This is a genomic window from Mesorhizobium sp. CNPSo 4671, from assembly GCF_057784245.1.
The window spans coordinates 843156-865738 of sequence record NZ_JBWLUW010000001.1; the positions used below are offsets into that span (position 1 = coordinate 843156).

The 22583-nt window shown below is 60.0% G+C and carries 20 protein-coding genes and 1 pseudogene; 11 read left to right on the forward strand and 10 right to left on the reverse strand.

The annotated features are described in order from the left end of the window. Positions 1 to 67: 67 nt before the first annotated feature. The 9 genes from AC04SF_RS03820 to AC04SF_RS03860 all read right to left on the reverse strand — a co-directional run bounded on the left by AC04SF_RS03820 (position 68) and on the right by AC04SF_RS03860 (position 9955). Complete coding sequence (locus tag AC04SF_RS03820; RefSeq protein WP_488476565.1) at positions 68 to 1183, reverse strand: redoxin family protein; 1116 nt, start codon at positions 1181 to 1183, stop codon at positions 68 to 70. A 39-nt stretch (positions 1184 to 1222) separates the two neighbouring features. Beyond that, complete coding sequence (locus tag AC04SF_RS03825; protein WP_488476566.1) at positions 1223 to 1441, reverse strand: cupin domain-containing protein; 219 nt, start codon at positions 1439 to 1441, stop codon at positions 1223 to 1225. Positions 1442 to 1703: 262 nt separating this feature from the next. Beyond that, on the reverse strand, positions 1704 to 3029 hold the full coding sequence (locus AC04SF_RS03830; protein WP_488476567.1) for an epoxide hydrolase family protein: 1326 nt from the start codon (positions 3027 to 3029) through the stop codon (positions 1704 to 1706). A gap of 553 nt (positions 3030 to 3582) precedes the next feature. Next, positions 3583 to 3957 carry a response regulator transcription factor gene (locus tag AC04SF_RS03835; RefSeq protein WP_488476568.1) on the reverse strand — a complete coding sequence of 125 codons (375 nt, stop codon included), beginning with the start codon at positions 3955 to 3957 and terminating at the stop codon, positions 3583 to 3585. Further along, a complete protein-coding gene (locus tag AC04SF_RS03840; RefSeq protein WP_488476569.1) occupies positions 3954 to 6335 on the reverse strand; it encodes a PAS domain-containing sensor histidine kinase in 2382 nt (793 codons plus the stop codon). Before AC04SF_RS03840 ends, AC04SF_RS03835 begins: the two co-directional genes overlap by 4 nt. Positions 6336 to 6844: 509 nt before the next feature. Continuing rightward, positions 6845 to 7522 carry a type 1 glutamine amidotransferase domain-containing protein gene (locus AC04SF_RS03845; RefSeq protein WP_488476570.1) on the reverse strand — a complete coding sequence of 226 codons (678 nt, stop codon included), beginning with the start codon at positions 7520 to 7522 and terminating at the stop codon, positions 6845 to 6847. A gap of 308 nt (positions 7523 to 7830) precedes the next feature. Beyond that, entirely contained in the window at positions 7831 to 8067 is a 237-nt protein-coding gene (locus AC04SF_RS03850; protein WP_488476571.1) for a tautomerase family protein, read from the reverse strand. Between the two features lie 42 nt (positions 8068 to 8109). Further along, positions 8110 to 8820 (reverse strand): SDR family NAD(P)-dependent oxidoreductase, encoded by a 711-nt coding sequence (locus AC04SF_RS03855; RefSeq protein WP_488476572.1) that lies wholly within the window; start codon positions 8818 to 8820, stop codon positions 8110 to 8112. 238 nt (positions 8821 to 9058) lie between these two features. Continuing rightward, complete coding sequence (locus AC04SF_RS03860) at positions 9059 to 9955, reverse strand: response regulator transcription factor (protein ID WP_488476573.1); 897 nt, start codon at positions 9953 to 9955, stop codon at positions 9059 to 9061. 681 nt (positions 9956 to 10636) lie between these two features. On the opposite strand from AC04SF_RS03860, the gene AC04SF_RS03865 reads away from it, so the two are divergent. The 4 genes and pseudogenes from AC04SF_RS03865 (at position 10637) to AC04SF_RS03880 (ending at position 14414) form a co-directional block, all read left to right on the forward strand. Beyond that, entirely contained in the window at positions 10637 to 11281 is a 645-nt protein-coding gene (locus AC04SF_RS03865; protein ID WP_488476574.1) for a response regulator transcription factor, read from the forward strand. Between the two features lie 88 nt (positions 11282 to 11369). After that, entirely contained in the window at positions 11370 to 11738 is a 369-nt protein-coding gene (locus AC04SF_RS03870) for a response regulator transcription factor (protein WP_488476575.1), read from the forward strand. A gap of 58 nt (positions 11739 to 11796) precedes the next feature. Continuing rightward, a complete protein-coding gene (locus AC04SF_RS03875; protein WP_488476576.1) occupies positions 11797 to 13515 on the forward strand; it encodes an MASE4 domain-containing protein in 1719 nt (572 codons plus the stop codon). A gap of 114 nt (positions 13516 to 13629) precedes the next feature. After that, positions 13630 to 14414 (forward strand): annotated as a pseudogene (locus AC04SF_RS03880) (epoxide hydrolase N-terminal domain-containing protein). Here the strand turns inward: AC04SF_RS03880 and AC04SF_RS03885 are convergent. Then, the gene (locus AC04SF_RS03885; RefSeq protein ID WP_488476577.1) at positions 14296 to 14967 is read right to left on the reverse strand and encodes a TetR/AcrR family transcriptional regulator; all 672 of its coding nucleotides are present in this window, start codon (positions 14965 to 14967) and stop codon (positions 14296 to 14298) included. The pseudogene AC04SF_RS03880 and the gene AC04SF_RS03885 overlap by 119 nt on opposite strands. 123 nt (positions 14968 to 15090) lie before the next feature. Here AC04SF_RS03885 and AC04SF_RS03890 point away from each other — a divergent pair, with 123 nt between their 5' ends. The 7 genes from AC04SF_RS03890 (at position 15091) to AC04SF_RS03920 (ending at position 22579) form a co-directional block, all read left to right on the forward strand. Then, on the forward strand, positions 15091 to 16305 hold the full coding sequence (locus AC04SF_RS03890) for an HlyD family secretion protein (RefSeq protein ID WP_488476578.1): 1215 nt from the start codon (positions 15091 to 15093) through the stop codon (positions 16303 to 16305). Between the two features lie 58 nt (positions 16306 to 16363). Beyond that, entirely contained in the window at positions 16364 to 17974 is a 1611-nt protein-coding gene (locus AC04SF_RS03895) for a DHA2 family efflux MFS transporter permease subunit (RefSeq protein ID WP_488476679.1), read from the forward strand. A 130-nt stretch (positions 17975 to 18104) separates the two neighbouring features. After that, complete coding sequence (locus AC04SF_RS03900) at positions 18105 to 19409, forward strand: epoxide hydrolase family protein (protein WP_488476579.1); 1305 nt, start codon at positions 18105 to 18107, stop codon at positions 19407 to 19409. Positions 19410 to 19496: 87 nt separating this feature from the next. Further along, positions 19497 to 20126: a VOC family protein gene (locus AC04SF_RS03905; protein ID WP_488476580.1), complete on the forward strand. Its 630-nt coding sequence runs from the start codon at positions 19497 to 19499 to the stop codon at positions 20124 to 20126. Between the two features lie 456 nt (positions 20127 to 20582). Beyond that, positions 20583 to 21872: an epoxide hydrolase family protein gene (locus tag AC04SF_RS03910; protein ID WP_488476581.1), complete on the forward strand. Its 1290-nt coding sequence runs from the start codon at positions 20583 to 20585 to the stop codon at positions 21870 to 21872. Positions 21873 to 22025: 153 nt separating this feature from the next. Continuing rightward, positions 22026 to 22160: a hypothetical protein gene (locus AC04SF_RS03915; RefSeq protein WP_488476682.1), complete on the forward strand. Its 135-nt coding sequence runs from the start codon at positions 22026 to 22028 to the stop codon at positions 22158 to 22160. A gap of 245 nt (positions 22161 to 22405) precedes the next feature. Further along, positions 22406 to 22579, forward strand: a complete 174-nt coding sequence (locus tag AC04SF_RS03920) for a hypothetical protein (protein ID WP_488476582.1) — start codon at positions 22406 to 22408, stop codon at positions 22577 to 22579. Positions 22580 to 22583 lie beyond the last annotated feature (4 nt).

The following is a 22583-nucleotide window of genomic DNA, read 5'->3' on the forward strand; positions in this document are numbered from 1 at the left end:
TCAAGCGGTGCCGGTCTGCTCGGCCTCCCTCAATGTCGCGATCGAGACCGGGCCGGCCGGTCTCGGATCAGCCGAACGTGAAGCAGAAAACCTCGGCGCCCGCGGTGAGAAAGATGATTTCAAATTGGCGATCTGTGATCGGCCCCTGTTGCCGGATCAGCTGGAACAGACGCTGCTCGCTCACTGTGCCGTTGCCCTGTTCGTCAACGTCAAGCCCGTGAGATCTGCCTGGTGGCTGACCATCGATCAGGACGCGGAATTTCACGGTGGTTCCAGGCGATGCCGGCCCCATAACAAGATGAAGATCACGGGCGTGAAATCGGTACGTGATGTTGCCGTTCGGCTCTTTTGGAGAGGCGCCGTCGCTGCCCACTATCCAGCCGCCGGCGAGCGCCCATTCATTCAGGTGCAACTGGGCCGGGGCTTCATAGAGGTGAAGCTTGTTGCGCACCACACCGCCCGGCGATGCGAAGCCCTGGGTGCGATTGTAACCGACGTAGTTTTCCTGAGACTTGAGATTGACCTCGTCCGCGGCCGCCTCAAGGCCGCCGGCGTCGACCGACACCAGATCAGCGCCTATGCCTTGGGCGCCAGCCTCTGCGAGCAACCGCTTAATAATCATTTCCGACTGTTCGTACGAGCCCTCGCCGAAATGTTGATCACGAACGTTTCCTTGCGCATCGATAAAATAGAACGCCGGCCAATAATTATTGTTGAAGCCGCGCCAAATTGCGCCCTCGCTGTCTACAGCAACAGGATAGTCGACGCCCAATGCTTTCACCTCGCGACGGACGTTGTCGATGTTCCTTTCAAATCGGAATTCCGGCGAATGCACACCGATCACGACCAGCCCCTGGCCCTTGTACTTTTCTGCCCATGCGCGGAGGTAGGGCTGCACGCGCATCCAATTGATGCAGGTGTAAGTCCAGAAACTGACAAGGATGACCTTTCCGCGGAGGGCCGCCGGCGTCAGTGGCGGGGAATTGAGCCACTCGTTGGCTCGCCCAATAGACGCCAGCTCCGATTGGCCGGCTATCCAGCCGAAAATGGATCCATGGACGGATGAACTTTGCGGTGCTTTGACAACCATCGGTTGCTCCTTCGCTTCCGATCCGAAACGGGCGGCGGGCAGCCCAATTGCGTTGATAAACAAGAATGAGGCCAACAAGCGGTTCGTCATCATGGGGAAATCCTTCCGTGGTCTGACTGTGGTCTCCGAATCTCACTTCACTAACTCTACGAGCGGCTTGTCTTTCTCGACGACATACGTGCCAACCTCGGTCGCGGTGACACTGCCGACGTTTTTCGCGGCGTGGGGGACCATGGCGGGAATAAGCAGCACGCTACCGGCATTGATAATCTGCGACGGTTGGCCCTCGACCTCGTATTCTATCGAACCTTCGAGGACGTAGACGATCTCTTCACCGTGATGCCGATGCATCGGAAACACCGCTCCGGGCGCGAAGTCTACCGCGTCTGAACGGCTTCCTGTCCCGGGACGCTGAGATCATGCCTCTGCAGGTCCGTCCGTGTTATCCCGAGCATTTGTTCCATCTATTGCGCCCGACCTGTGTTGAGCGTGATATCGCATCCAGCGATCAAGAAGACGCACCAACCTGCCTTACCTTCATGCCAACCTCTTACAAATCGTGACGCCCATCCTCCTGACCATGTTCGGTCGGGTGAGATGTGGTGAAAGATAGTCAGGCCTGCCGGAGGCCCCGGAACGCGGCGCGAAGCTCCGCGCTGAACAATTCTGGTTGCTCCCACGCAGCGAAGTGTCCGCCCCTGTCGACCTCGTGGAAGTAGGTCAGGTTGGGGTAAGCACGGCGCGCCCATGTCTCTGGCGGCTTGTACACGTCCTCAGGAAACACGGTGATGGCGACCGGGAGCGATATTTCGGAGGTCCTTTGCGCGGCCGCGAAGATGATGCTGCCGTGGGGGCCATTCTCCCAGTAGAGTCGCGCCGACGAGGCCCCGGTGTTCGTGAGCCAGTAGAGCGTGATGTTGTCCAGCACGTCGTCTTTCGTTGGCGAGTTTTCAGGATCGGCACCGTACGACCAGTGCGAGAAGCCGGGGTGCACGAGAACCCACGCCGCAAGGCCGGCTGGAGAATCCGTCGTGCCATAGCCCACCGTCTGGGGCCGCGCCGACATCATCGTGAAATACGCCAGGTTCCCATTCTTTCCGGACATCATGAGTGCTTCGATGACTGCGCGCTCCTGATCGGAGATGCCTACCGGTAGCGGCCCGCCGCCGAGCGCCACGGCCGCTTCCGGCGGCACCGCTGCCGGCAGATTGATATGAATGCCGCGCAATCCGGGAGCAGACTGACGCGCCATGGAGTTGCAGATCGCACTGCCCCAATCGCCGCCTTGGGCGACGTAGTTCGTGTAGCCAAGGCGTTTCATCAGATCGGCCCAAGCTCGCGCGATATGGTCGGGGTCCCACCCGGTGCCGGTCGGTTTGCCCGAGAAGCCGAAGCCGGGCAATGAGGGGATAACGACGTCGAATGCTTCCTCGGCGCTACCTCCGTGCGCTGTCGGATCCGTGAGGGGGCCGATGATCTTGAGTTGCTCGATTATGGATCCGGGCCAGCCGTGCGAGATGATCAAGGGAAGAGCATTCTCTTGACGGGAACGAACATGAATGAAGTGAATGTCGGTCCCATCGATATTGGTGATGAACTGCGGCAGTGCATTCAGCTTCGCTTCTATCTTTCGCCAGTCGTAATCGGTGCCCCAGTACTGAACTAGGCCCCGCAGCTTGGCCAACTGAGCACCCTGCGACTGATCGGCGACGGTCTCCTTGTCGGGCCACCGCGTAGCAGCAAGTCGCTTGCGAAGATCGACGAGTTCCTTTTTCGGAACATGAATGTGGAAAGGCTGGATGGCGTCGCTAGAGGCTGCCGCACTCGGTAATGACGGAAGCAGCATTGTCGCACCAGCAACCACGATGCCGGTCGTGACTGCGGCCAGAAGTCGGCGTCGATCCTGATTGATACCTTCCGAAGCTTCGATCTTATCCATTTTCCAATTCCTCTGGTGTTGTTTTGTTTCCTGGCAAGCTGTCGAGAAAGTGGTGTGAGCGAAAGAGGACCGATGCCGGTCGAGACCATCGCGCGTGGCGGGGGAGGGGACCGGCAAGGCCGCCGGCCGGCATCGGTGAAGCTGGCCTTGTGCGATGGCCAGCGGACTCTAGGAGGCCGAGTTGACGGCGGGCCGTGCCCGCAACCATTTCTACTATGGCCGTTCCCGCCCAGGCGCGATCGATATCCGCAACCGGGATGGCAGCGACCTCAAGCTTCATGTCGACTGGGCGCGCGTTCGGGATTTGGTCGCGGCTTCGCCGCTCGCCAGAAATGGCGTTCACCTTGATCTCCTTTGCGCGTCAGATGCTCGTGCCAGATTTGTCCGGCACCGGGCCGAAAACAATAGCACGAAGGTCTTGGCGATACCTTTGGATTGCTAAGGCGCGGACGCAATGATTCCGTGATCCCGGGCACGCATTACGGTGAGCCGGGTGCGTAGAATTCTACTAATTCGAAATACCTCTGCCGGAGGCCGCGAAACCCCGCTGCGCTCAGTCGGTCTCGAGGGCTAGGTCGAGCGCCTTCTGCAGCGCTGTGTCGCTAAACGGCTTGATCAGGCATCCGGCCGAACCCTTTTTGAGAAGAATCGGTGGAACCGTTTCGTCCCTTGGCGCTGTAATGAACACGATTGGGATAGACTGACCTCGGCGCGCCAACTCTCGTTCAAGATCTGGCCCTGTCATACCGGGCATGTAGACGTCAAGAAGCAGACAGTCTGTCTGATCGATAGCGCTGGACACCAGAAACTCCTCGGCCGAAGAAAACGCTTCGGCACGGAAACCGAACTCTCTAAGCAAATCGGGTAGCGACTCGCGCACAGACTCGTTGTCATCCACAATCGACACAAGGGGGCGGAGGTCTCTCATGCAAAATCTCGGTTTATTGAGGCGCTGACCGGCGTCGGCATGACCGATGAGAAGTGGACAGGTGTCTCCGGCCGTACATACTCGTGAATAGAAAAAGAGAAAGTTGCACCGTGACCCTCATTTGCCTCTGCCCAAAGACGGCCGCCATGGCTTTCGATGATCGAACGACTGACGGAAAGCCCTATGCCCATACCTTCAGCCTTGGTCGTGTAGAAAGCTTCGAAAAGCCGCTCTGACCCGTGTGGATCAAGTCCGACGCCAGCGTCTCGAACGAAGAGGCGGATATTCCCGTCCTCGCCAAGTTCGGTTCCCAGCACGACAAGTCTTGGCCGATCGTCGACCGGGATCGTTGCGTCGGCGGCATTGCGAAGCAGGTTCATGATGACCTGCTGCAATTGAACACGGTCGCCGCCGACGAAGGGTAGCCCGCCTGCGAGTTGGGTATGAAGCAGCACCCTGTTTCGTTGAAGTTCACCGGAAAACAGTGCGATCACCTCAACTGCGGCCTCGTTTAGATCGACTGGCTCGATAGTTGCAGACTTTTTCTGGAACAGAGAGCGAAGCCGCGCGACCACCTCGGCCGCGCGATTGCCGTCCCGGATGGTGCGCCGCGCGGTTTCCCGCGCTCCATCGACGTTCGGCGGATCGGCCGCCAGCATCCGCAGGCAGGTGCCAGCATTGGTGACAATACCTGAAAGCGGCTGGCTTACTTCATGCGCGATCGATGCCGTCAGGGCGCCCAAACTCATGATCCGAGTGGTGCGTGCAAGTTCGGATCGGATTTTCTCCAGCGCTTCTTCAGAACGGTGGCGTTGCGTGATGTCGAGGACCGCACCGATGTATTCGATCTGACCGGAATCGTTCTTAGCCAGATGGGCAATCAGGTGAAGGTGCTTGACCGTCTGATCTGGCAAGACGATCCGATGCTGAAACTCAAAGTCGCTCTCGCCCCGTTGTGCCTTGTCGAGCATGACACCCATCAGGTGCATATCTTCTGGATGCACACGACTGACGATCCGTTCAAGCGTTATGACCGTCCCAGGCTTAAAGTCGAAGATTCGATAAAGAGGCTCCGACCATAAAATCTCGCCCGTTTTTACCTTCCAGGAAATATTGCCCATGCCGGCAAGGTACTGACCTTCCGCCAAGAACGCCTCGCTGCGCTTCAGAGCTTCTTCGGCTCGCTTGCGATCATGGATGTCGGTGTTTGTGCCGTACCACTTCACGATGTTTCCTGCTTCATCACGTAGCGGATTTGCACGGAATAGACACCATCGGTACTCGCCGTCATAGCGGCGGAGACGTGCTTCAGCTTCGCCGGGTTGCCCGGACGCAAATATGCCCTGAAAAGCCCCGTCTAGACCGGCTGCATCGTCCGGATGGACCGAGGCAGTCAGATCCCAATACTCGGACAACTCGGTGGTCGGTTCCCAGTCATTGGAACCCATGGAGAGGCCGACATAATAGAGATAGTGCTGGTTGAAGAATTCAGCAGTACCGTCCGGACGCGCCGACCACACCATTACGGGTATCGTGTTGACGATGAGGCCAAGATTGCGCTCATTTTCCCTGAGGCTCTCGTTTGCTTGCTTGCGATCGTCGATATCGATAATGGTGCCGTACCACCTCACGACATTGTCGGTGTCGCCGTGATGCGGATGGGCTTGGATTAGGAACCATCGATATTGTCCGTCGCGGCGGCGCAATCTCGCTTCAGCCTCTCCGGGCCTTCCCGAAGCCAGGATAGCCTGCAAGGTCGAAGTCAAGCCAGCTACGTCGTCCGGATGGGCTGATGCGGTCCAACCCAAGCCCTGGGCTTCCTCGGCGGTAATGCCGAGATAGTCGAGAAAATTCTGATTCAAGAACTCGACTTCGCCGTCAGGTTTGGTAGCCCATGCCAAGTCGGGGATTGAACCGAGAATGCGGTGAAGATTTCGTTCGGCTTCTTCGAGCGCCTTCGTCTGAAAATCCTGCTCGGCCGCAGCCAACATCGCCTCTCGCTGTCGCAGCGATTCTTCAGCACGTTTTCTGTGCCCGATTTCAGCGTTGACCACGTACCACTCGACGATACGGCCGAGATCGTCGAATACCGGGCTACAGTTGATTGCGAAATATCGATATTCCCCTGCAGCGCTCCGCAGACGCGCTCCCATTTCACCCGGTTCACATGACGCAAGTATCGAACGCCAGCGTTCCAGCAAATATGGCAGATCCTCCGGATTGATCACTGCCTGCCATCCCGAGTCACGGGATCGCTCCAGGTCGAACCCGGTATAGGCAGACCAGCATTGATTGACAAAATGAACCCGCCCATCCGGCAAAGCGATCCAAATCATGGCCGGTAGTGCATCCAAAACACGGCGCCGATCGATCTCCATCCGTTCCTTTCCAAATCTCGCGAGCGCGAAAATATACGTCGACTTCATCACGGCGTCTATCGCGCCATGTGCCGGTCGGCAGTGCAGGAGCCTCATTGACCGTGCGGCAGCCCCATCTCAAGTTATTGACGACACCAATCGTCCAATAGTCTGGATGCCATTCGGCGGCAGCGTTGGGGATCGCCCTTCGTCAAAGGAGAAGCCGTCATGGCTTTCACCAACAGTCAGCCGCGCAGCGTACGCGTGAATCGTGGTCGCGTAGCGCATAATAGCGGCGCCGGGATGCGGCCTACCTTTCCCTCAAAGTCATTCGTCCGCGCCGCCGTTCGCTCCACCCGTGAGATACGCCGCCGCACCTCGCCTCATCCGCGCCGCACCTCGTCGTCACCATCCTCGGCCGCGCGCGCAGAAAGGCCCATCCTCCGAGGGACGAGAACCTCGACGATCTGAAAACAACTTTAAGAAGGGATTTGCTCTCATAAACCCTATGGCGCCCGCCGGAACCAAAACTAAGCCTCCAGCAGCTTGAGTAACTCCCTGGCAGCCGAGCTAGACGAGGAAGGATTCTGGCCGGTGATCAGCCGACCGTCCACGACTGTGAAATCGGCCCAATCGCCAGCTTTTTCAAAGTGGCCGCCCAGACGCTTCAGCTCATCCTCGACGAGGAAGGGCACCACCTTAGTCAGGTGGACGGCGTCTTCCTCGGAATTGGTGAAGCCGGTGACGCGCTTACCCTTGACGATGGGCTGCCCCTTGTAGGTCACCTTTTGGAGGGCAGCGGGGGCATGACAGACGGCGGCGACCGGCCTGCCGGAGTTGTAAAAATCCTCGATCAACCGGATCGAATTCTCGTCATTGACGAGGTCCCACATGGGACCGTGGCCGCCAGGATAGAAGACGGCGTCGAAGCCTTCCGCTTTGATGTCGCCGAGCTTTACGGTATTCGCCAATACCTGCTGAGTCCCGGGGTCTTTCTTGAAGCGCGTCATCGCTTCTGTCTGGGTGTTCGGATCGTCGCTTTTGGGGTCGATGGGCGGCTGCCCTCCCTTAGGCGAGGCCAAGGTGATCTCGGCTCCGGCGTCCTTGAACACGTAGTAGGGTGCCGCAAACTCCTCTAACCAGAAACCGGTCGGCTTGCCGGTGTTCCCGAGTTGGTCATGCGACGTCAATACCATCAAGATTTTCATGGTTAGCCTCCATTAGTTGCGGCATGCTCAAGACCGGCATTGCTCTTAAATTGGCCTGGCTCAGTTCGGCCTCTCGAGCTTAGCTCTTCGCGGCCTATTCCTCGTACTTGGTGGCTTCGAGGTTTGTGCGAATGTCTGGGTGGAGAAGTGAGCTACTGCCGTGGCGGCGAATAGAATTTCTAGCTTATTTGGTTGAGCGCGCGGATCTGGACCATTGCAACGTCGGATCACCAGCAAAGATCGACCCGCCGGCGATCTTGGTGTCCCATTCCAGCATTCTTTGTCCTCGTCGGTTGGATAGGCATGGGTCAGCTTCCCGTCGCCGCGCGCGCGCGCTGGTAGTCGAGCGTAGGCAAGCCGCCCCAGCCCCAGTTGTCTGTGTCGACCTCCTCGATGATGACAAAAGTCGAGTCGAAAGGCTTGTTCAGGACATCGCGCAGGAGCTGGCTCGCGCCCCTGATTAGCGCCGCCTTCTCCTCCGTTGTGACGGACGTTGTTCCTGACTTGGTGCCCTCGCGGGTTACTTGAATAGTAACAATAGGCATGTGGTGTCTCCTTCCCGAGTTGGATGCGCGAAACGAATTTCTTTAGTGGCCAGCACTTTGCCCGCCATCTACGTGCAGGATATCTCCGGTCACGAAGGCTGCCGATTCAAGGTAGAGAATTGCCTCGACGACATCGGCGATTTCGCCCATGCGTCCGACGGGGTGAAGGGCTCCAAGCGCTTCGTGCGTCTCGACCGGATTCATCGGCGTCTTGATGACACCGGGCGAGACCGCATTCACCCGGATGCCGCGGCTTGCATACTCGATGGCAAGCGATCTGGTCGCGGCGTTCAATCCGCCCTTTGTCAGCGCGGCGAGCGCCGCTGGCACGGCCGTGTTTGGGTGAGCGACCAGGCTCGTCGTAACCTGTACGATATGGCCGCTGCCCTTCTTCTCCATTTCGGCGGCGGCGCGTTGCGTGACGTGAAAGAACCCAGCGATGTTGACACCCAGGACCGCCATGAAGTCCTCCTCGGTGTAGCGGGTGAACGGCTTAGAGATGAAGATGCCCGCGTTGTTGATGAGTGTGTCGATCCGCCCGAACCGATCCACTCCTGCGGCGATGACGCGCTCGGCCGTCTTGGGATCAGCGATGTCGCCGGACACGACCAGGATGTCGTCGTCGCCCGACCGCTCGATTGACCGCGCTGTTGCGACCACACGGTAGCTCCGACCCCGATACGCGTTGACCAGAGCCGCGCCGATGCCGCGCGACGCTCCGGTGATGACGGCTACCTTTTGATCGCTGCCCAAAGTAATTCTCCTTCCGACCGCTCTTTGTTCAATAGGTGAGATGTAATACGAAAGCTGAAGGAAAGGCGGCGCGAAATCGATTATACGATGGTGTCGTCGATACCTTTGGATTGGTGAGCCGAAAATTGTTCATGGGGGCGTTACATACGACCGCCAACGAGTTGCGTTATCGCGTCAGCCGTTGGTAGTAGAAAGGTAGGGCTAGTGAATGAGCCAAGCGAACTGCGGCGTTTGCCGTCTAGTACGTAAGGCCGAGCTTTGCGGCCATATTCACAAGATGTGGGAGTGAGCGGGCCTTCATCTTTCGCATGACTTGGCCCCGGTGTGCCTTCACTGTGATTTCGCTGATGCCGAGCTCGAAACCCACTTGCTTGTTCAGCAGGCCGGAGACGACCAGCGCCATGACCTCCTGCTCGCGGCAGCTGAGCGATGCGTGGCGATCATGCAGCGCACTCACCTCCAATTCAAGCTCGCGGACGGTTCTGCTGCGCTCCAGCGCCCCCTTGATGGCAGTCAGCAGCGCGTCGGCGTGGACGGGTTTCATCAGGAACTCAACAGCACCTGCTTTCATCGCCCTAACAGCCATATCCACATCGCCGAATCCCGTGACGAAGATGATCGGCGTATCGGTCCGCTCGACAGTGACGAGTTTTTGCAGATCAAGCCCGCTGATATCCGGAAGATTGACGTCCAGGATCAAGCAGTTCGGAACATTAGGTCGCGGATGAGAGAAGAAGGCCTGAGCGGACTCGAAAATTTCCGGGTACAAGCCCGCAGAGCTGATGAGCGAATCCAGCGATTCTCGGACGGATGGGTCGTCGTCGACCACGAACACGACAGGTTTATCTTGCGACATAGATGACCTCGCGTCAGCAGTTTTCGCCAACTGCGCGCCTTGCGAAAAGTCGTTGACAACCTCCCGCTCTGGCCAGCGTGTCGCCGACACGCACCGTCGCAAATTGTCAAGCGCCTCTTCTGGAACGTTGACGCGTGAGGGAGGTGTCGCGTCGGCCCCCTGAGTCTCGCCTGACTGGACGTGTGCGGCGGCGGGTTTGGCTGCCTTCGCAGAAAGGCCAACGGCGCTGGCGGCTGCCCTAATCGCGAGGACGTTGCGCCGGTTGGGTTCGTTATCCATGGCGAAGCTCCTGAGTTCGGCATACGGTAACCTAGTGAGGGAGCGGAGGGTGACGACGGTGCAGCGATGCCGACGGCAGAACTGCGAGCAACGCTCAGTTGCAGTCGGCCCTAGTGACCCATCTAAACCTCTTCAAGTGTTTGCTGGTACCCTAAGATTCTGTGCTGGGTTCGCTATCCAACGATCGGAAGGCGTGCTCATATCAAGGGGTGAGTTGTATAACGCAGATTGCCGTATTCTGTCCCGCCACGGCGGAACTGTCGCTGCGATCGCATCGACGGACCGCGAGTGCTATTGAGGTTTACGCAACCTTTGGCCTGGGGAAACTCAGATCCCCCGTAAGGTAGCGCAGATCGTTGTTGGCGCCATCACTGCGGTCGGAAGCCCGACGCGGGATGCGGGCGTGCAGCCTTCGCGAATGAATCCAGTCCGTCCCCAGGGCTCCGAATCCAGGTAACAAAAGGTCCACCGCGCCTTGCGACGACATCCTGCGTGGAGACCGGCTGGTTTGAGGGCTCGCGTCGCAGGCATTTTTAATACGTTCATTTCCTCTTGACCGTGTTCAGGCTTCCGGGGCATGCGTCAGGGTATCTTTCCAAACTCTCGTCCGAGTTCGAGACCCTGACTCCGTCACACTTTCGTTTGATGCACGCCCAGAGTTCTGGCATACTCCCCATAGAGATGCCGCTGCCCTCGGATCAGAAATCGATTGTTCACGTGGTCGACGACGACGCGTCGTTGCGAGAAGCGTTGCCAGACCTGTTCCTTTCGATAGGGCTCGAAACGCGGACATATTCAGCCGCACAGGATTTCCTCGCTACGGCCATTCCGGATTGTCCGGGCTGCCTTATCGTCGATATCCGCTTGCCTGACATGAACGGGCTGGATTTTCAGGCGAAACTGTCAAAGCAGGGTGTTCAATTGCCGGTCGTGATGATAACCGGATATGGCGACATTCCCATGTCAGTTCGCGCCATGAAGCACGGCGCAGTGGACTTTCTTCCAAAGCCTTTCAAAGATCAGGACATGCTCGATGCCGTGTTGGCAGCCATTGAACGCGACCGGCAGCGGCGCGCCGTCGACCGCGATGTTTCGAAAATGCGGGAGCGGTTTGGAACACTGACGGCACGGGAGCAGCAGGTAATGCTGCTGGTCACCGAGGGAAAGATGAATAAGCAGGTGGCCGGCGACCTCGGAATCAGCGAGATCACCGCCAAAATTCATCGCGGCGCAGCCATGCGCAAGATGGGCGCGAGGACCTTGGCGGACCTGGTCAGGATGGCGGACTTGATCAGCCCCAGGCCGCGGCCGCAAGTGCCGGAGTAACACTCCCGTATAGGTTCCTAATAGCGGCATCACATGCCAGAATAGCGATCCTACTATTCGCCTTGTTGAAATCCGAGGAAAGGACGATGTGTCGAGAGAGTTCCTAATCGCGGTAGTCGATGATGACGAATCATTCCGCATGGCTCTCGTCGATAGCCTTGGTTCGCTGGGATATAGTGCACGCGGATTTGTGTCTGCGGAGGACTTCATCGCCTGGGAAGCGCACGCGTCTTGGAAATGCGTCATAACGGACATTCACATGCCCGGCATGAGCGGGCTTGATCTTGCCAGGCTGCTTACGGGGCGCCCGCGCGGTGTGCCTGTTGTTATGGTCACCGCGCGTTCGAACCCAGGCATCGATGATCAGGCAGCAGCAATCGGCGTAATCTGTCTGCTTCGAAAGCCATTTAAAACCGAGGCGTTGATCGACTGTGTTGAAAAAGCTGTCAAAATCTGAGGAGTCATGATCGGCCGCCAAACTCGCGAAATATTAGCCCGATCGCATACAGATTGGGTTGTCAATCATCGATCCCTCGCGCATTCTCGATAAGTCGACTATTGTCCATCTGATGCGGACCCTGACTCCAATGACAGAAAGCGGGGAACCGGTGTCTGCGCTGGCCTCGCGCGCCGAGCCCGAGGTCCTAGCGAATGTTCCCCCAACTCACGTCCAGCGCCGCACGGCGCGCGCCTTCCTGCTGGCCCTTCTTTTGATTCTTCTCGGCACTTGGCCGTTTGCGGCCATCAAGCTGCCGGAAATCAACGCGTTTGTACCGACTCTCGCCGCCGCCCTGTTTGTCAGCGACTGCGTAACTGCCGCTCTTCTGTTTGCTCAGTTCTCCATCTTACGTAATTGGGCACTCCTGGCGATTGCGAGTGGCTACCTGTTCAACGCCCTAGTCGTGGTTGCACACGCGCTGACGTTTCCGGGAGCGTTCACGCCGACCGGCGTCCTGGGCTCGGGATTGCAATCCGCCGTCTGGCTCTACTGGTCTTGGCATTCAGGGCTGCCCCTCGCCATCATCTGCTATGCGCTGCTCAAAGACACGGATCGCATGATAGACGCTCGCTTCACCGGACATGCCATCAGCCTGAGCGTCGCGGGCGTTCTTGCCCTCGTCCTTGGATTGTTCTGGTTGGTTACGCAGCATGAAGATCTGCTGCCTATAACCTTTGTAGACGTGCATCCTCTCAGTCTATTTCGTCGCGAAATCGGTGGGGTGGGGGTCCTGGCGCTGGGCGGCATTGCTCTTTGGTTGCTGTGGCGGCGCCAGCATTCCCTGCTCGACCAATGGCTGGTTGTCGCTTTGTGCGCGCTCTTGCTTGAAGTGGCCCTGGCCTCTGTCTTAAGTGCCGGCCGCTACAATCTTGCGTGGTATGCCGGCCGTTTCTATCAGCTCGTGACTGCCACTGTTGTGATGGTGGTATTGCTTGCAGAGATGACACGGCTATATGCGGGCCTTGCTCGTTCGAACGCGATGCTGCACCAAGAGCGCAAGAGGCTGCAGCGCGCTATTGATGCGCAGCGCCGCGAGCGCGATGCCCGACTGATAACCGGCGATGCTGTTGCCGCCACCATTGCACACGAGGTCAAGCAGCCCCTTGCTGCTATGATAACGAGATCCGAAACCGGCTTACGCTGGCTCGATCGAGCGGTTCCCGAATTAGACAAGGCGAGAACGGAGTTCATGAAGATCGCCACTGATGGGCATCGCGCGGCTGCGGTTATCGAGAGCATTCGCGCGAATTTCCGGAAGGATGAACGCGTCAGAACTTCGTTCGACGTCGACAACCTCATTGAAGAAGTGATCGCCTTGCTCAAGGACGAGCTGAAAAGTCACCGGATATTGGTCAAGGTTGAACGAATCGCGCGGCCGCTGCGGGTGACGGGAGATCGAATTCAGGTGCAGCAGGTGCTTCTCAATCTGGTCACGAATGCGATTGAGGCCATGATTACCGTGGATGGTCCACGGGACCTCGCCGTCAGTTCCAGTCTTCGCGACGATGGCGGTGTCATGATTTCGGTAGCTGACACAGGCACTGGTATCGACGCGCAGGACCTGCAGAGAGTGTTCGATCCGCTCTTCACCACCAAATCTCGAGGGATGGGAATGGGCCTTGCGATCTGCCGTTCGATCATCCAAGCGCACGACGGCATGCTCTGGGTATTGCCCAACGCACCGCGGGGCTCAATATTTCAGTTCGTTTTAGCATCATCTGCCGGCACGGAGTGAGGCCGTGAGGGTCGAGACCACGCGCCACTTGATGATCACTCTGGAGTCGTCGCGCATTGGACTGCATAGGACTCGGAACCAACAGTACTCTCCGTCTAAGCGCCCAGCTTTTAGGTGATTTTTGCGCCACCACAATGCGACTGTCGCATTGCCTCTCTCGCCGCCAATACAAAAGTATCGCCGACACCATCGGGCAATAGATTTGTCATCGCTGACAGTCGATCTCTGTGCGGCAGCCGAACAGGTTGGATAGACCAGGGGAGGACGTCATGTCAGCAAGATCACTTTCGCCCGCAGCACGAACTACTTGCCGCGACGGCTGCCGCCGGGGTCATCGGCTTGCTTCCCGCGACCCACCGGGCATGGGCCCGAGATGATTCAATCCGCCCATTCTCAGTCCACATACCACAGGAGGAGATCACCAACCTTCGCCGGCGGATCGCCGCGACCTGGTGGCCGAACCAAGAGACGATTGATGACCGGTCGCGGGGCGTACATCGCAAGATTGCAGCGGATCGTCCGCTACTGGGGAACCGAGTACGACTGGCGCAAGGACGAAGCTAAGCTGAACGATCTCCCGCATCATTGCCAAGATCGACGGGCTCGGCATTCACTTTGTCCACGTCCGTTCGAAGCATCCCAATGCCCTACCGCTAATCATGACGCATGGTTGGCCGGCCTTCGTTTTCGGCAGCTCAAGACGATCGGCCCGCTCACGGATCCAACGGCGCTCGGCGGAAGCCCCCAGGATGGTTTCGAACTGGTTCTGCCCTCGATGCTTTAGGAGGTTCGACTGTGAGTCCGTCGTGGCCTGCATCCGTCCAGAAACAGTCGGGCGCAATAGCGCGCGCGTTTCGCGATCTCGGAGCGGCTCGGCGGCGTGCGCTGGCCGAACATAAGGGCGCGCTGCGGTTCCATGATCATCATGCCCCTGAGCATGCCGACCGCCACCGACGGCTCATCGATCTCGATCCTGCCGCGGTCGCACTGCCGCTTCACCCAGCGCTCCATCGTCTGGGTGGTGCGGCGGATCGCGAGCTCGAAGAAGGCAGAAGCGATCTCCGGAAAGCGTTCGCACTCGGCATAGACCAGGCGAAGCGTTGCGGGCGTCTCCTCATCGAGGGTCAAGGTGCCATAGGAAATGAGAATGTGTTCGAGCGCCTCCTCAATGGGCAACGCGTCGAGATGCTCTTCGTCAATCTCGAGAAAGAAACGCGAGATCCGATTCGAGATAACGCTTTGAAACAACTCGGCCTTGGTAGGGATCAAACGGTACATGGTCTTCGTGGAGACGCCAGCGCGGTGCGCGACGTGACCCATGCTGGCCCCTGCATAGCCACTGGCGTGAAACTCGTCACGTGCGGCCGCGATGATGAGCTGCCGCGTCTCCTCGTCCGGGCGAACCTGCGGCCGTCCGCGCGGCCGCTTTGCGACTTTAGTATTATGGACCATGATCGTTTTCCAAAACCTCTTGACTTTCGTTTCGGCCTGCTTATTTTTAGGAAACTATCAGTTTTCCTAAATAAGGGCAAGCCAGTGACCCGGCGCCCCAGGGACGGAGGAAAGGAACCTATCATGAGCGAGCACCAGACAGTCTTCACCGCGGAGAAGGCAATTCCCACCGCCGAGGCGGCACCCGGCATAGAGCTGCCGCGAGAGCTTCTCGTCCCTGTTCCGCAGGTCCCGACGGTGGTCGCTGGCGTGTCCAGCACGTCGCGCAAGCGCTGGCTGCGGAAGCTGCTGCTAGCCGGCGCGGCCGTGGCCGTCCTCGCGGGCGCCGCCGATTTCGGCTGGCAGTATTGGACCGTCGGCCGCTTCGAGGTCTCGACCGACGACGCCTATGTCAAGGCCGACAACACGACGATCGCGCCGCGAATTTCCGGCTACATCGCAGGAGTGCTTGTGGATGACAACCAGCCCGTGACCGCGGGGCAGGTCCTCGCACGCATTGACGATCGCGACTTCAAGGTGAATCTCGACCAGGCTCGGGCCGAGGTCGAATCGGCCAAGGCCAACATCGCTAACAAGCAGGCGGCGATCGTCGCCCAGCAGTCCGCGATCGAGGCGGCGCAGGCCACGGTCGCGCTCGACAAGGCCAACGCGATCTTTGCCGAGCAGGATGACCAGCGCTATGCCGAACTGGCGAAGAAGGGCTACGGCAGCGTCCAGAACGCCCAGGAGGCGGCCTCGAAGATCGCCGCGGCGCGGGCGGCTGTGACGCGCGATACCGCCGTGGCCGGCACCACAGCCAAGCAGCTCGATGTGATCAAGGCCGAGCTTGCGCAGGCGCAGGCGGCGATGAGCCGCGCCCAGGCAGCCGAGGACCAGGCCGAGCTGAACCTCTCTTACACCGCTCTCGTCTCGCCGGTCGACGGCGTGATAGGCAACCGCACCTTGCGGGTCGGCCAATATGTCCAGACGGGTTCGCAGCTGATGTCGGTGGTGCCAAACCAGGCCGCCTATATCATCGCCAACTACAAGGAGACCCAGCTCGCCAACGTGCAGCGTGGGCAGTCGGTCGATATCGAGGTGGACACGTTCCCAGGACAGGTCCTCAAGGGCCATGTCGACAGCCTCTCGCCGGCTAGCGGCCAGGAATTCGCGCTGCTGCCGCCCGACAACGCGACCGGCAATTTCACCAAGGTGGTGCAGCGCATCCCGGTGAAGATCGTGCTAGACCAGGCAAGCCCGCTTTCCGTCGCGCTGCGCCCCGGTATGTCGGTCTACCCGACGATCGACACCAAGGCTGCGGCGACCCAGGTCGCCTCGGCATCGCAACGCATCAACTGACGGCGATCGGACGCCCGTTTTCGCCAGCCAGACATGGCAGGAGAGTGCGATGGCCACCATGACGCAAAACGTCCAGCTCGGTTCTCCCGGTCCCGCCACACTCGCAGCACCTCCGCCCGAGAGGGCGAGCACGATGGAGTGGATCGCCGTCCTTGCCGCGATGATCGGCGCATTTATGGCCATCCTGAACATCCAGATCACCAACGCCTCGCTGCTCGACATCGAAGGCGGCATCGGCACCGGCGTCGACAACGGCGCCTGGATCTCGACCTCCTATCTCATCGGCGAGATCGTGGTGATCCCGCTCACCGACTATCTGAGCCGCGTCTTCTCGTTCCGCCGCTACATGCTGGCGAACGCCGTGCTGTTCCCGCTCTTGTCGGCTGCCTGCGCCTTCTCCCACGACCTCGGTTCGATGATCGCCCTGCGCGGCCTGCAAGGCTTCGCCGGCGGCGTCCTCATCCCGATGGCCTTCACCATGGTGCTTACCAAGCTGCCCAAGGCGCAGCAGCCGCTTGGGCTGGCGCTGTTCGCGCTCTCCGTCACCTTCGCGCCGGCGATCGGCCCGACCATCGGCGGCTACCTGACCGAGAATTACGGTTGGCAGTCCATCTTCTTCGTCAACACGCCGCCCAGCATCGTGATGATCGTTGCCCTGTTCTTCACGCTGGAGAAGAAGCCGATGCAGCTGTCGCTGCTCAAGGAGGGCGACTGGGCGGGCATCGCTACCATGGCGATCGGGCTTGCGGCGCTGCAGACGGTGCTCGAGGAAGGCAACAAGGAGGACTGGTTCCAGTCGCCGTTCATCGTCAAGCTCGCGCTGACGGCGGCCGTGTTCCTCACCGTCTTCGTGGCTATCGAGCTCACCGTGGCCAAGCCCCTGGTCCAGCTTCGTCTTCTCAAGCGGCGCAATTTCGGCATCGGCATCGTCGTCAACGTGCTGGTCGGCGTCGCGCTGTTCGGCACCGTCTACATCCTGCCGCAGTATCTAGGCCAGGTGCAGCGCTACAATGCCGAGCAAATCGGGCTTGTGCTGGCCTGGACCGGCCTGCCGCAGTTGCTCATCATTCCACTCGTCCCACTGCTGATAAAGCGCTTTGACGTGCGGTATGTCGGGTTTGTCGGCATCAGCATTTTCGCTGCAAGCTGTTTCATGGACATCACTCTGTCGCTGGACAGCGCCGGCGACCAGTTCTTCCTGCCCAACCTTGTGCGCGCCATAGGCCAGGCCCTGGTGCTGACCCCGATTACCGTGATCACCACGGCGGGGATCGCACCGAGCGAGGCGGGCGCCGCGTCGGGCCTGTCGAACATGCTGCGCAATCTCGGCGGCGCGGTCGGCACGGCGATGCTTGCGACGGTGCTGACCAAGCGCGAGCAGTTCCATTCGAACATCATCGGCCAGTCCGTCACCTTCGCACGCGAGGAAGCGCGCGACAGAATCGCCCAGCTGACGCAGTACTTCATGGCGCACGGGGTTGCCGATCCGGCTGTCGCGCAGCACAAGGCGATCGCTGCGATCGGCGCCACGGTTCACCGCCAGGCTCTCATCCTGGGGTTCAGTGACACGTTCGCGGTGATCGGTGTCGTACTTTCGCTCGCCGCGGTTGCGTTGCTCTTCGCCCGCAAGATCCAGGTCGGCGGCGGTGCCGGCGGTGGGGGCCATTAGCGACCCGAGCCGCTCGCCGGCAGACCTATCCAAAGGTATTGGCGATACCAACGTGCAATGGATTTGACCTGCCTGAAAGTCGATCTCTGTGCTGGAACCGAGCAGAGTCGAGGGCTCAGGGGAGGACTTCATGTCAGCCATTTCGCCAACCCCAAACCGGCGAGAACTGCTTGCGGCCGCCGCTGTAGCGGGCGCCTTCGGCCTGCTTCCGGGAACGCTCCGTGCTGCTGCCGATGCCGACGCGATCCGCCCGTTCACCGTCAACATCCCGCAAGCCGAGATTGACGAGCTTCGCCGGCGAATCGCGGCGACGCGCTGGTCCGACCGGGAGACAGTTAACGACCAGTCGCAAGGCATACGGCTCGAGAAGCTTAGGCCGCTCGTCGAATATTGGGGCAGCGGTTACGACTGGCGAAAGGCAGAAGCGAAGCTGAATTCCCTACCGCAGTTCATGAGCACGGTCGACGGCCTCGACATCCACTTTATTCACGTTCGTTCGAAGCACCCGAACGCCATGCCGCTGATTATGACGCATGGCTGGCCGGGATCGGTGTTCGAGTTGCTCAAGACGGTCGGCCCGCTCAGTGATCCGACGGCCCACGGCGGAGCCGCCGAGGATGCGTTCGACCTCGTGCTGCCTTCGATGCTGGGCTTCGGCTTCTCGGGTAAACCGACCGAGACCGGATGGGGCCCAGACCGCATCGCGCGGGCCTGGGCAGAGCTGATGAAGCGCCTCCGCTACAACAGCTATGTCGCGCAGGGCGGCGACTGGGGGTCGCCCGTCTCCAGCGCCATGGCGCGCCAGGCGCCGACCGGCTTGCTCGGCATCCACATCAATCTGCCTGCGGTCGTGCCGCCCGAGATCGCCGCGGTGCTCGCCGCGGGCGGGCCGGTGCCAGCCGGCCTGACTGACAAGGAGCGCACAGCGTTCGATGCGCTGAGCGCCGCCGCAAGGATGGGCAACAGGTCCTATGCCGTGATGATGGGCAATCGGCCGCAGACAATCGGTTATTCGATAACGGATTCACCGGCCGGCCTCGCAGCTTGGATGCTCGGCCATCCCGGCTTCTCGCACTGGACCTACGACAACAGCGATCCCGAAAAATCGCCCGGCGAGGTACTGGACGACATCACGCTCTATTGGCTGACCAACACCGCGACCAGCTCCGCGCGCATCTATTGGGAGTATGGCGGCGGACGCAGCCCAGCTTTCTCGGCCCCCGAGATGACCGCTAGCATCGCATTGCCAGTGGCGATCACAGTCTTTCCCGGCGAGAGCTACCAAACGCCGGAAACGTGGGCCCGGCGGGCGTACCGCAAGCTGACCTACTTCCACGAGGTAGACAAGGGCGGCCATTTCGCCGCGTGGGAGGAACCCGAGCTCTTCTCGGCCGAACTCCGGGCGGCGTTCAGGCCGCTCCGCCAGTCGATCTGAGACCAACGGCGGTGCAGCCGATCCCTCCAGGGCGTCGGCCGATCCATCGCGCAGCATGAAACTCGTACCCAAACTGAGGAGATTGAAATGAGCAGTACTACTCTGGTGCGCAACGAATCCGTGACCGAAACCCAAACGGCGCGAGGGGTCGACATGAAGCTCGAGGTCGTCGTCCTCCCCGTTTCTGACGTCGGCCGCGCCAAGCGCTTCTATCAGGATTTGGGTTGGAGGCTCGACGCCGACTTCCTCAGAAGCGACGGGTCCCGGGCCGTTCAGCTCACGCCTACGGGCTCGCCGGCCTCGATACACCTGGGCGACAAGCCGGTGTTCTTTCTCGTCGTCTCCGATATCGAGGCTGCACGCGCCGAGCTCGCCGAGCGCGGCGTCGATATCAGTGAAGTTTTCCACCGCGGCAAGGAAGGCCCTGTCAACGGCCGGGACCCGGAGTGGCGCAGTTACGGCTCGCTGGCCTCGTTTAGCGATCCGGACGGAAACAGCTGGCTGCTGCAGGAGGTTACCACGCGATTACCCGGGCGTGTGGACACGGACCTCACGACATTCACTTCGTCGACCGAACTGGCGGCCGCACTCCGACGCGCGTCGGCCGCGCACGGCGAGCATGAGGCGCGGACGGGCGGCCAGCGTGATGAGAACTGGCCGGATTGGTACGCCGCCTACGTTGTGGCGGAGCACGCCGGCAAGCCGCTGCCGCGGTGAGCGGCGGCCGCACATGATCATCGGCGGAATGAGACGGGGTGGGGCATAACTGCCCGCCCCACCGTCGCAATTGTAGGTGCGCTCCACCCGGCTGATGGATCGCGAGGCGCAATACGATCTATCTGGAGTGTCGGCTCGCCGCTCCCAACACCCGATCGGCACGTCGCAAAGCTATCACGAGCAGGCTAGTTCACGTTGTGCTATCAACATCTGGCACATCAGAATAACCGACCGCCTGCGCGCGTCTGCATTTGTGCTCATCCTCGAGCCCAGCCCGCGTCCCAGGCGGACACAATAGTCCATCACGCCTTGGCGCTAGTCTCTGCCCTTGGTCCGATTGCTTACTGCCCCGGCCAATCCGAAAGTATTGCCGATACCATCGTGCAATAGATTTGAGCACCCTGATAGTCGATCTGTGTCGCACCCGAACAGATCGGGCAGACACAGGAGGATGTTATGTCGACATTACCGATCTCGCCCACGCGGCGCGAACTTCTTGCCACCGCAGCTGCGGTCGGGGCTGTCAGCCTGCTTCCCGACACGTTGAACGCGGCAGCAGGCGGCGACTCGATCCGCCCCTTCACATTCAACGCCTCGGACGAAGAGTTGGCCGAGCTTCGCCGGCGCATCGCGGCCACCCGCTGGCCCGACCGCGAAACGGTCGCGGATGGTTCGCAGGGCGTGCAACTCGCGACGATCCAGAAACTCGCGCGCTACTGGGAAACCGACTACGACTGGCGCAAGGTCGAGACGCGGCTCAACGCCTTGCCGCAGTTCATCACCGAGATCGACGGGCTCGACATTCATTTCATCCACGTTCGTTCGAAACATGAGAATGCTCTGCCGCTGATCGTCACGCACGGGTGGCCCGGCTCGATCATCGAGCAGTTGAAGATCGTCGATCCGCTGACCAATCCCACAGCGCATGGAGCGAGCGCGTCGGACGCTTTCCATCTGGTGGTTCCGTCGCTGCCGGGTTTCGGGTTTTCAGGCAAGCCAACCACAACCGGCTGGGACCCCGCCCGCATGGCACGTGCCTGGGGCGTGCTGATGAAGCGCCTCGGATACACGCGGTTTGTGGCGCAAGGCGGCGATTGGGGTGCGATGGTCTCGGATGTGATGGGTACGCAGGCGCCTCCGGAATTGCTCGGCATTCACCTCAACTGGGTTTTCGCGGTTCCACCAGACATCGATAAGGCGATCCAGACCGGCAGCCCGCTGCCCTCCGATCTCTCAGCCGACGAACGACGGGCGTGCGAGCAGCTGGCTTTCTTCTACAAGACAGGTGTGGGCTACGCCGTCGAGATGGCAAACCGCCCACAGACGCTGTACGGACTCGGGGATTCACCGATCGGCCTGGCGGCCTTCATGCTCGACCACGACCCGCGCAGTTATGAGCTCATCGCACGCACCTTTGACGGACGACCCAGTGGCCTTACGCGAGACGATGTCCTCGACAACATCACGCTCTACTGGTTGACGAATACGGCGACGTCGTCGGCGCGTATCTATTGGGAAAATAAGTTCGCCTTTTTCGCCCCGAAAGGGGTCGCCATACCCGTCGCCGTGAGCGCCTTTCCTGACGAGGTCTGTACAATGCCGCGGAGTTGGGCGGCGCGGGCGTATCCCAAGCTCATCTATTACAACAAGCTCGATAAAGGCGGACACTTCGCCTCCTGGGAACAGCCAGAGGTCTTCTGCAGTGAGCTTCGGGCAGCCTTCAGAACCCTCCGTGGATCCATCTGAAAAACGTCGGCGCGCGCACTTGCGCGCCGACCACCATACGCCGGCTCGGTTGTCGTCCAGAAGATATAATCGATGCGCGCTTTGAAGCGTCGAAGACGAACAAGGTCCGCAGGTTCAAGGAGTTTGTTGACGGGGCCGCCAGTTGGAGCCCGCGTGGAGCGCATCATCGCCCGCGTCGAGGTCGGCGCCAAGGTGCTGACAACCGCTTCATCTTCACCGATCTTGCAGGCGGGAAAATCGTTGTTGAGCGAACACTTGGCCGGCGCCCCCTTGGAAATCGCCGAATGATGAGGCGGCCAAGGGCTTATTGGAATCATAGGCCTGTCGGACTCAAGGGTTCGAGCTGCTCAGTACTTCAGTGTGCTTTGCTGCTTCGACGACGCGAGGTCGTGAGGTCGGGAGTTTTCATCGATTCTCTCGAATAATGCCAAAGTATTGGCGCCACCTTCGTGCAATATATTTTCCTTCGCGCTCGATCATATATTCACGTTGTATCTCATTGAGTAGACATGCTAAGCGCTGGAGATCGCATCATGAAATTCTGGACCCTCACTATACAGTTCGCTTCGATGTTGCGCGAATTCGTCATGCCTCGCTACCGACCCGAACTCCACTATATGCGCGGCCCGGGACCAGCCTACGCGCACCGCGCGACCGTGGTCGAGGCGAGACGCGTATTGCCGAGATTGCGCGGCGAGTGTGGTTGACGAG

Coding starts and splice junctions, on each gene's coding strand:
- AC04SF_RS03895 (WP_488476679.1), top strand. CDS start 16,364: ATGACGCAAAACGTCCAGCTCGGTTCTCCCGGTCCCGCCACACTCGCA.
- AC04SF_RS03900 (WP_488476579.1), top strand. CDS start 18,105: ATGTCAGCCATTTCGCCAACCCCAAACCGGCGAGAACTGCTTGCGGCC.
- AC04SF_RS03890 (WP_488476578.1), top strand. CDS start 15,091: ATGAGCGAGCACCAGACAGTCTTCACCGCGGAGAAGGCAATTCCCACC.
- AC04SF_RS03850 (WP_488476571.1), bottom strand. CDS start 8,067: ATGCCTATTGTTACTATTCAAGTAACCCGCGAGGGCACCAAGTCAGGA.
- AC04SF_RS03840 (WP_488476569.1), bottom strand. CDS start 6,335: ATGGAGATCGATCGGCGCCGTGTTTTGGATGCACTACCGGCCATGATT.
- AC04SF_RS03905 (WP_488476580.1), top strand. CDS start 19,497: ATGAGCAGTACTACTCTGGTGCGCAACGAATCCGTGACCGAAACCCAA.
- AC04SF_RS03860 (WP_488476573.1), bottom strand. CDS start 9,955: ATGGATAACGAACCCAACCGGCGCAACGTCCTCGCGATTAGGGCAGCC.
- AC04SF_RS03910 (WP_488476581.1), top strand. CDS start 20,583: ATGTCGACATTACCGATCTCGCCCACGCGGCGCGAACTTCTTGCCACC.
- AC04SF_RS03845 (WP_488476570.1), bottom strand. CDS start 7,522: ATGAAAATCTTGATGGTATTGACGTCGCATGACCAACTCGGGAACACC.
- AC04SF_RS03885 (WP_488476577.1), bottom strand. CDS start 14,967: ATGGTCCATAATACTAAAGTCGCAAAGCGGCCGCGCGGACGGCCGCAG.
- AC04SF_RS03830 (WP_488476567.1), bottom strand. CDS start 3,029: ATGGATAAGATCGAAGCTTCGGAAGGTATCAATCAGGATCGACGCCGA.
- AC04SF_RS03865 (WP_488476574.1), top strand. CDS start 10,637: ATGCCGCTGCCCTCGGATCAGAAATCGATTGTTCACGTGGTCGACGAC.
- AC04SF_RS03835 (WP_488476568.1), bottom strand. CDS start 3,957: ATGAGAGACCTCCGCCCCCTTGTGTCGATTGTGGATGACAACGAGTCT.
- AC04SF_RS03820 (WP_488476565.1), bottom strand. CDS start 1,183: ATGATGACGAACCGCTTGTTGGCCTCATTCTTGTTTATCAACGCAATT.
- AC04SF_RS03825 (WP_488476566.1), bottom strand. CDS start 1,441: ATGCATCGGCATCACGGTGAAGAGATCGTCTACGTCCTCGAAGGTTCG.
- AC04SF_RS03920 (WP_488476582.1), top strand. CDS start 22,406: ATGAAATTCTGGACCCTCACTATACAGTTCGCTTCGATGTTGCGCGAA.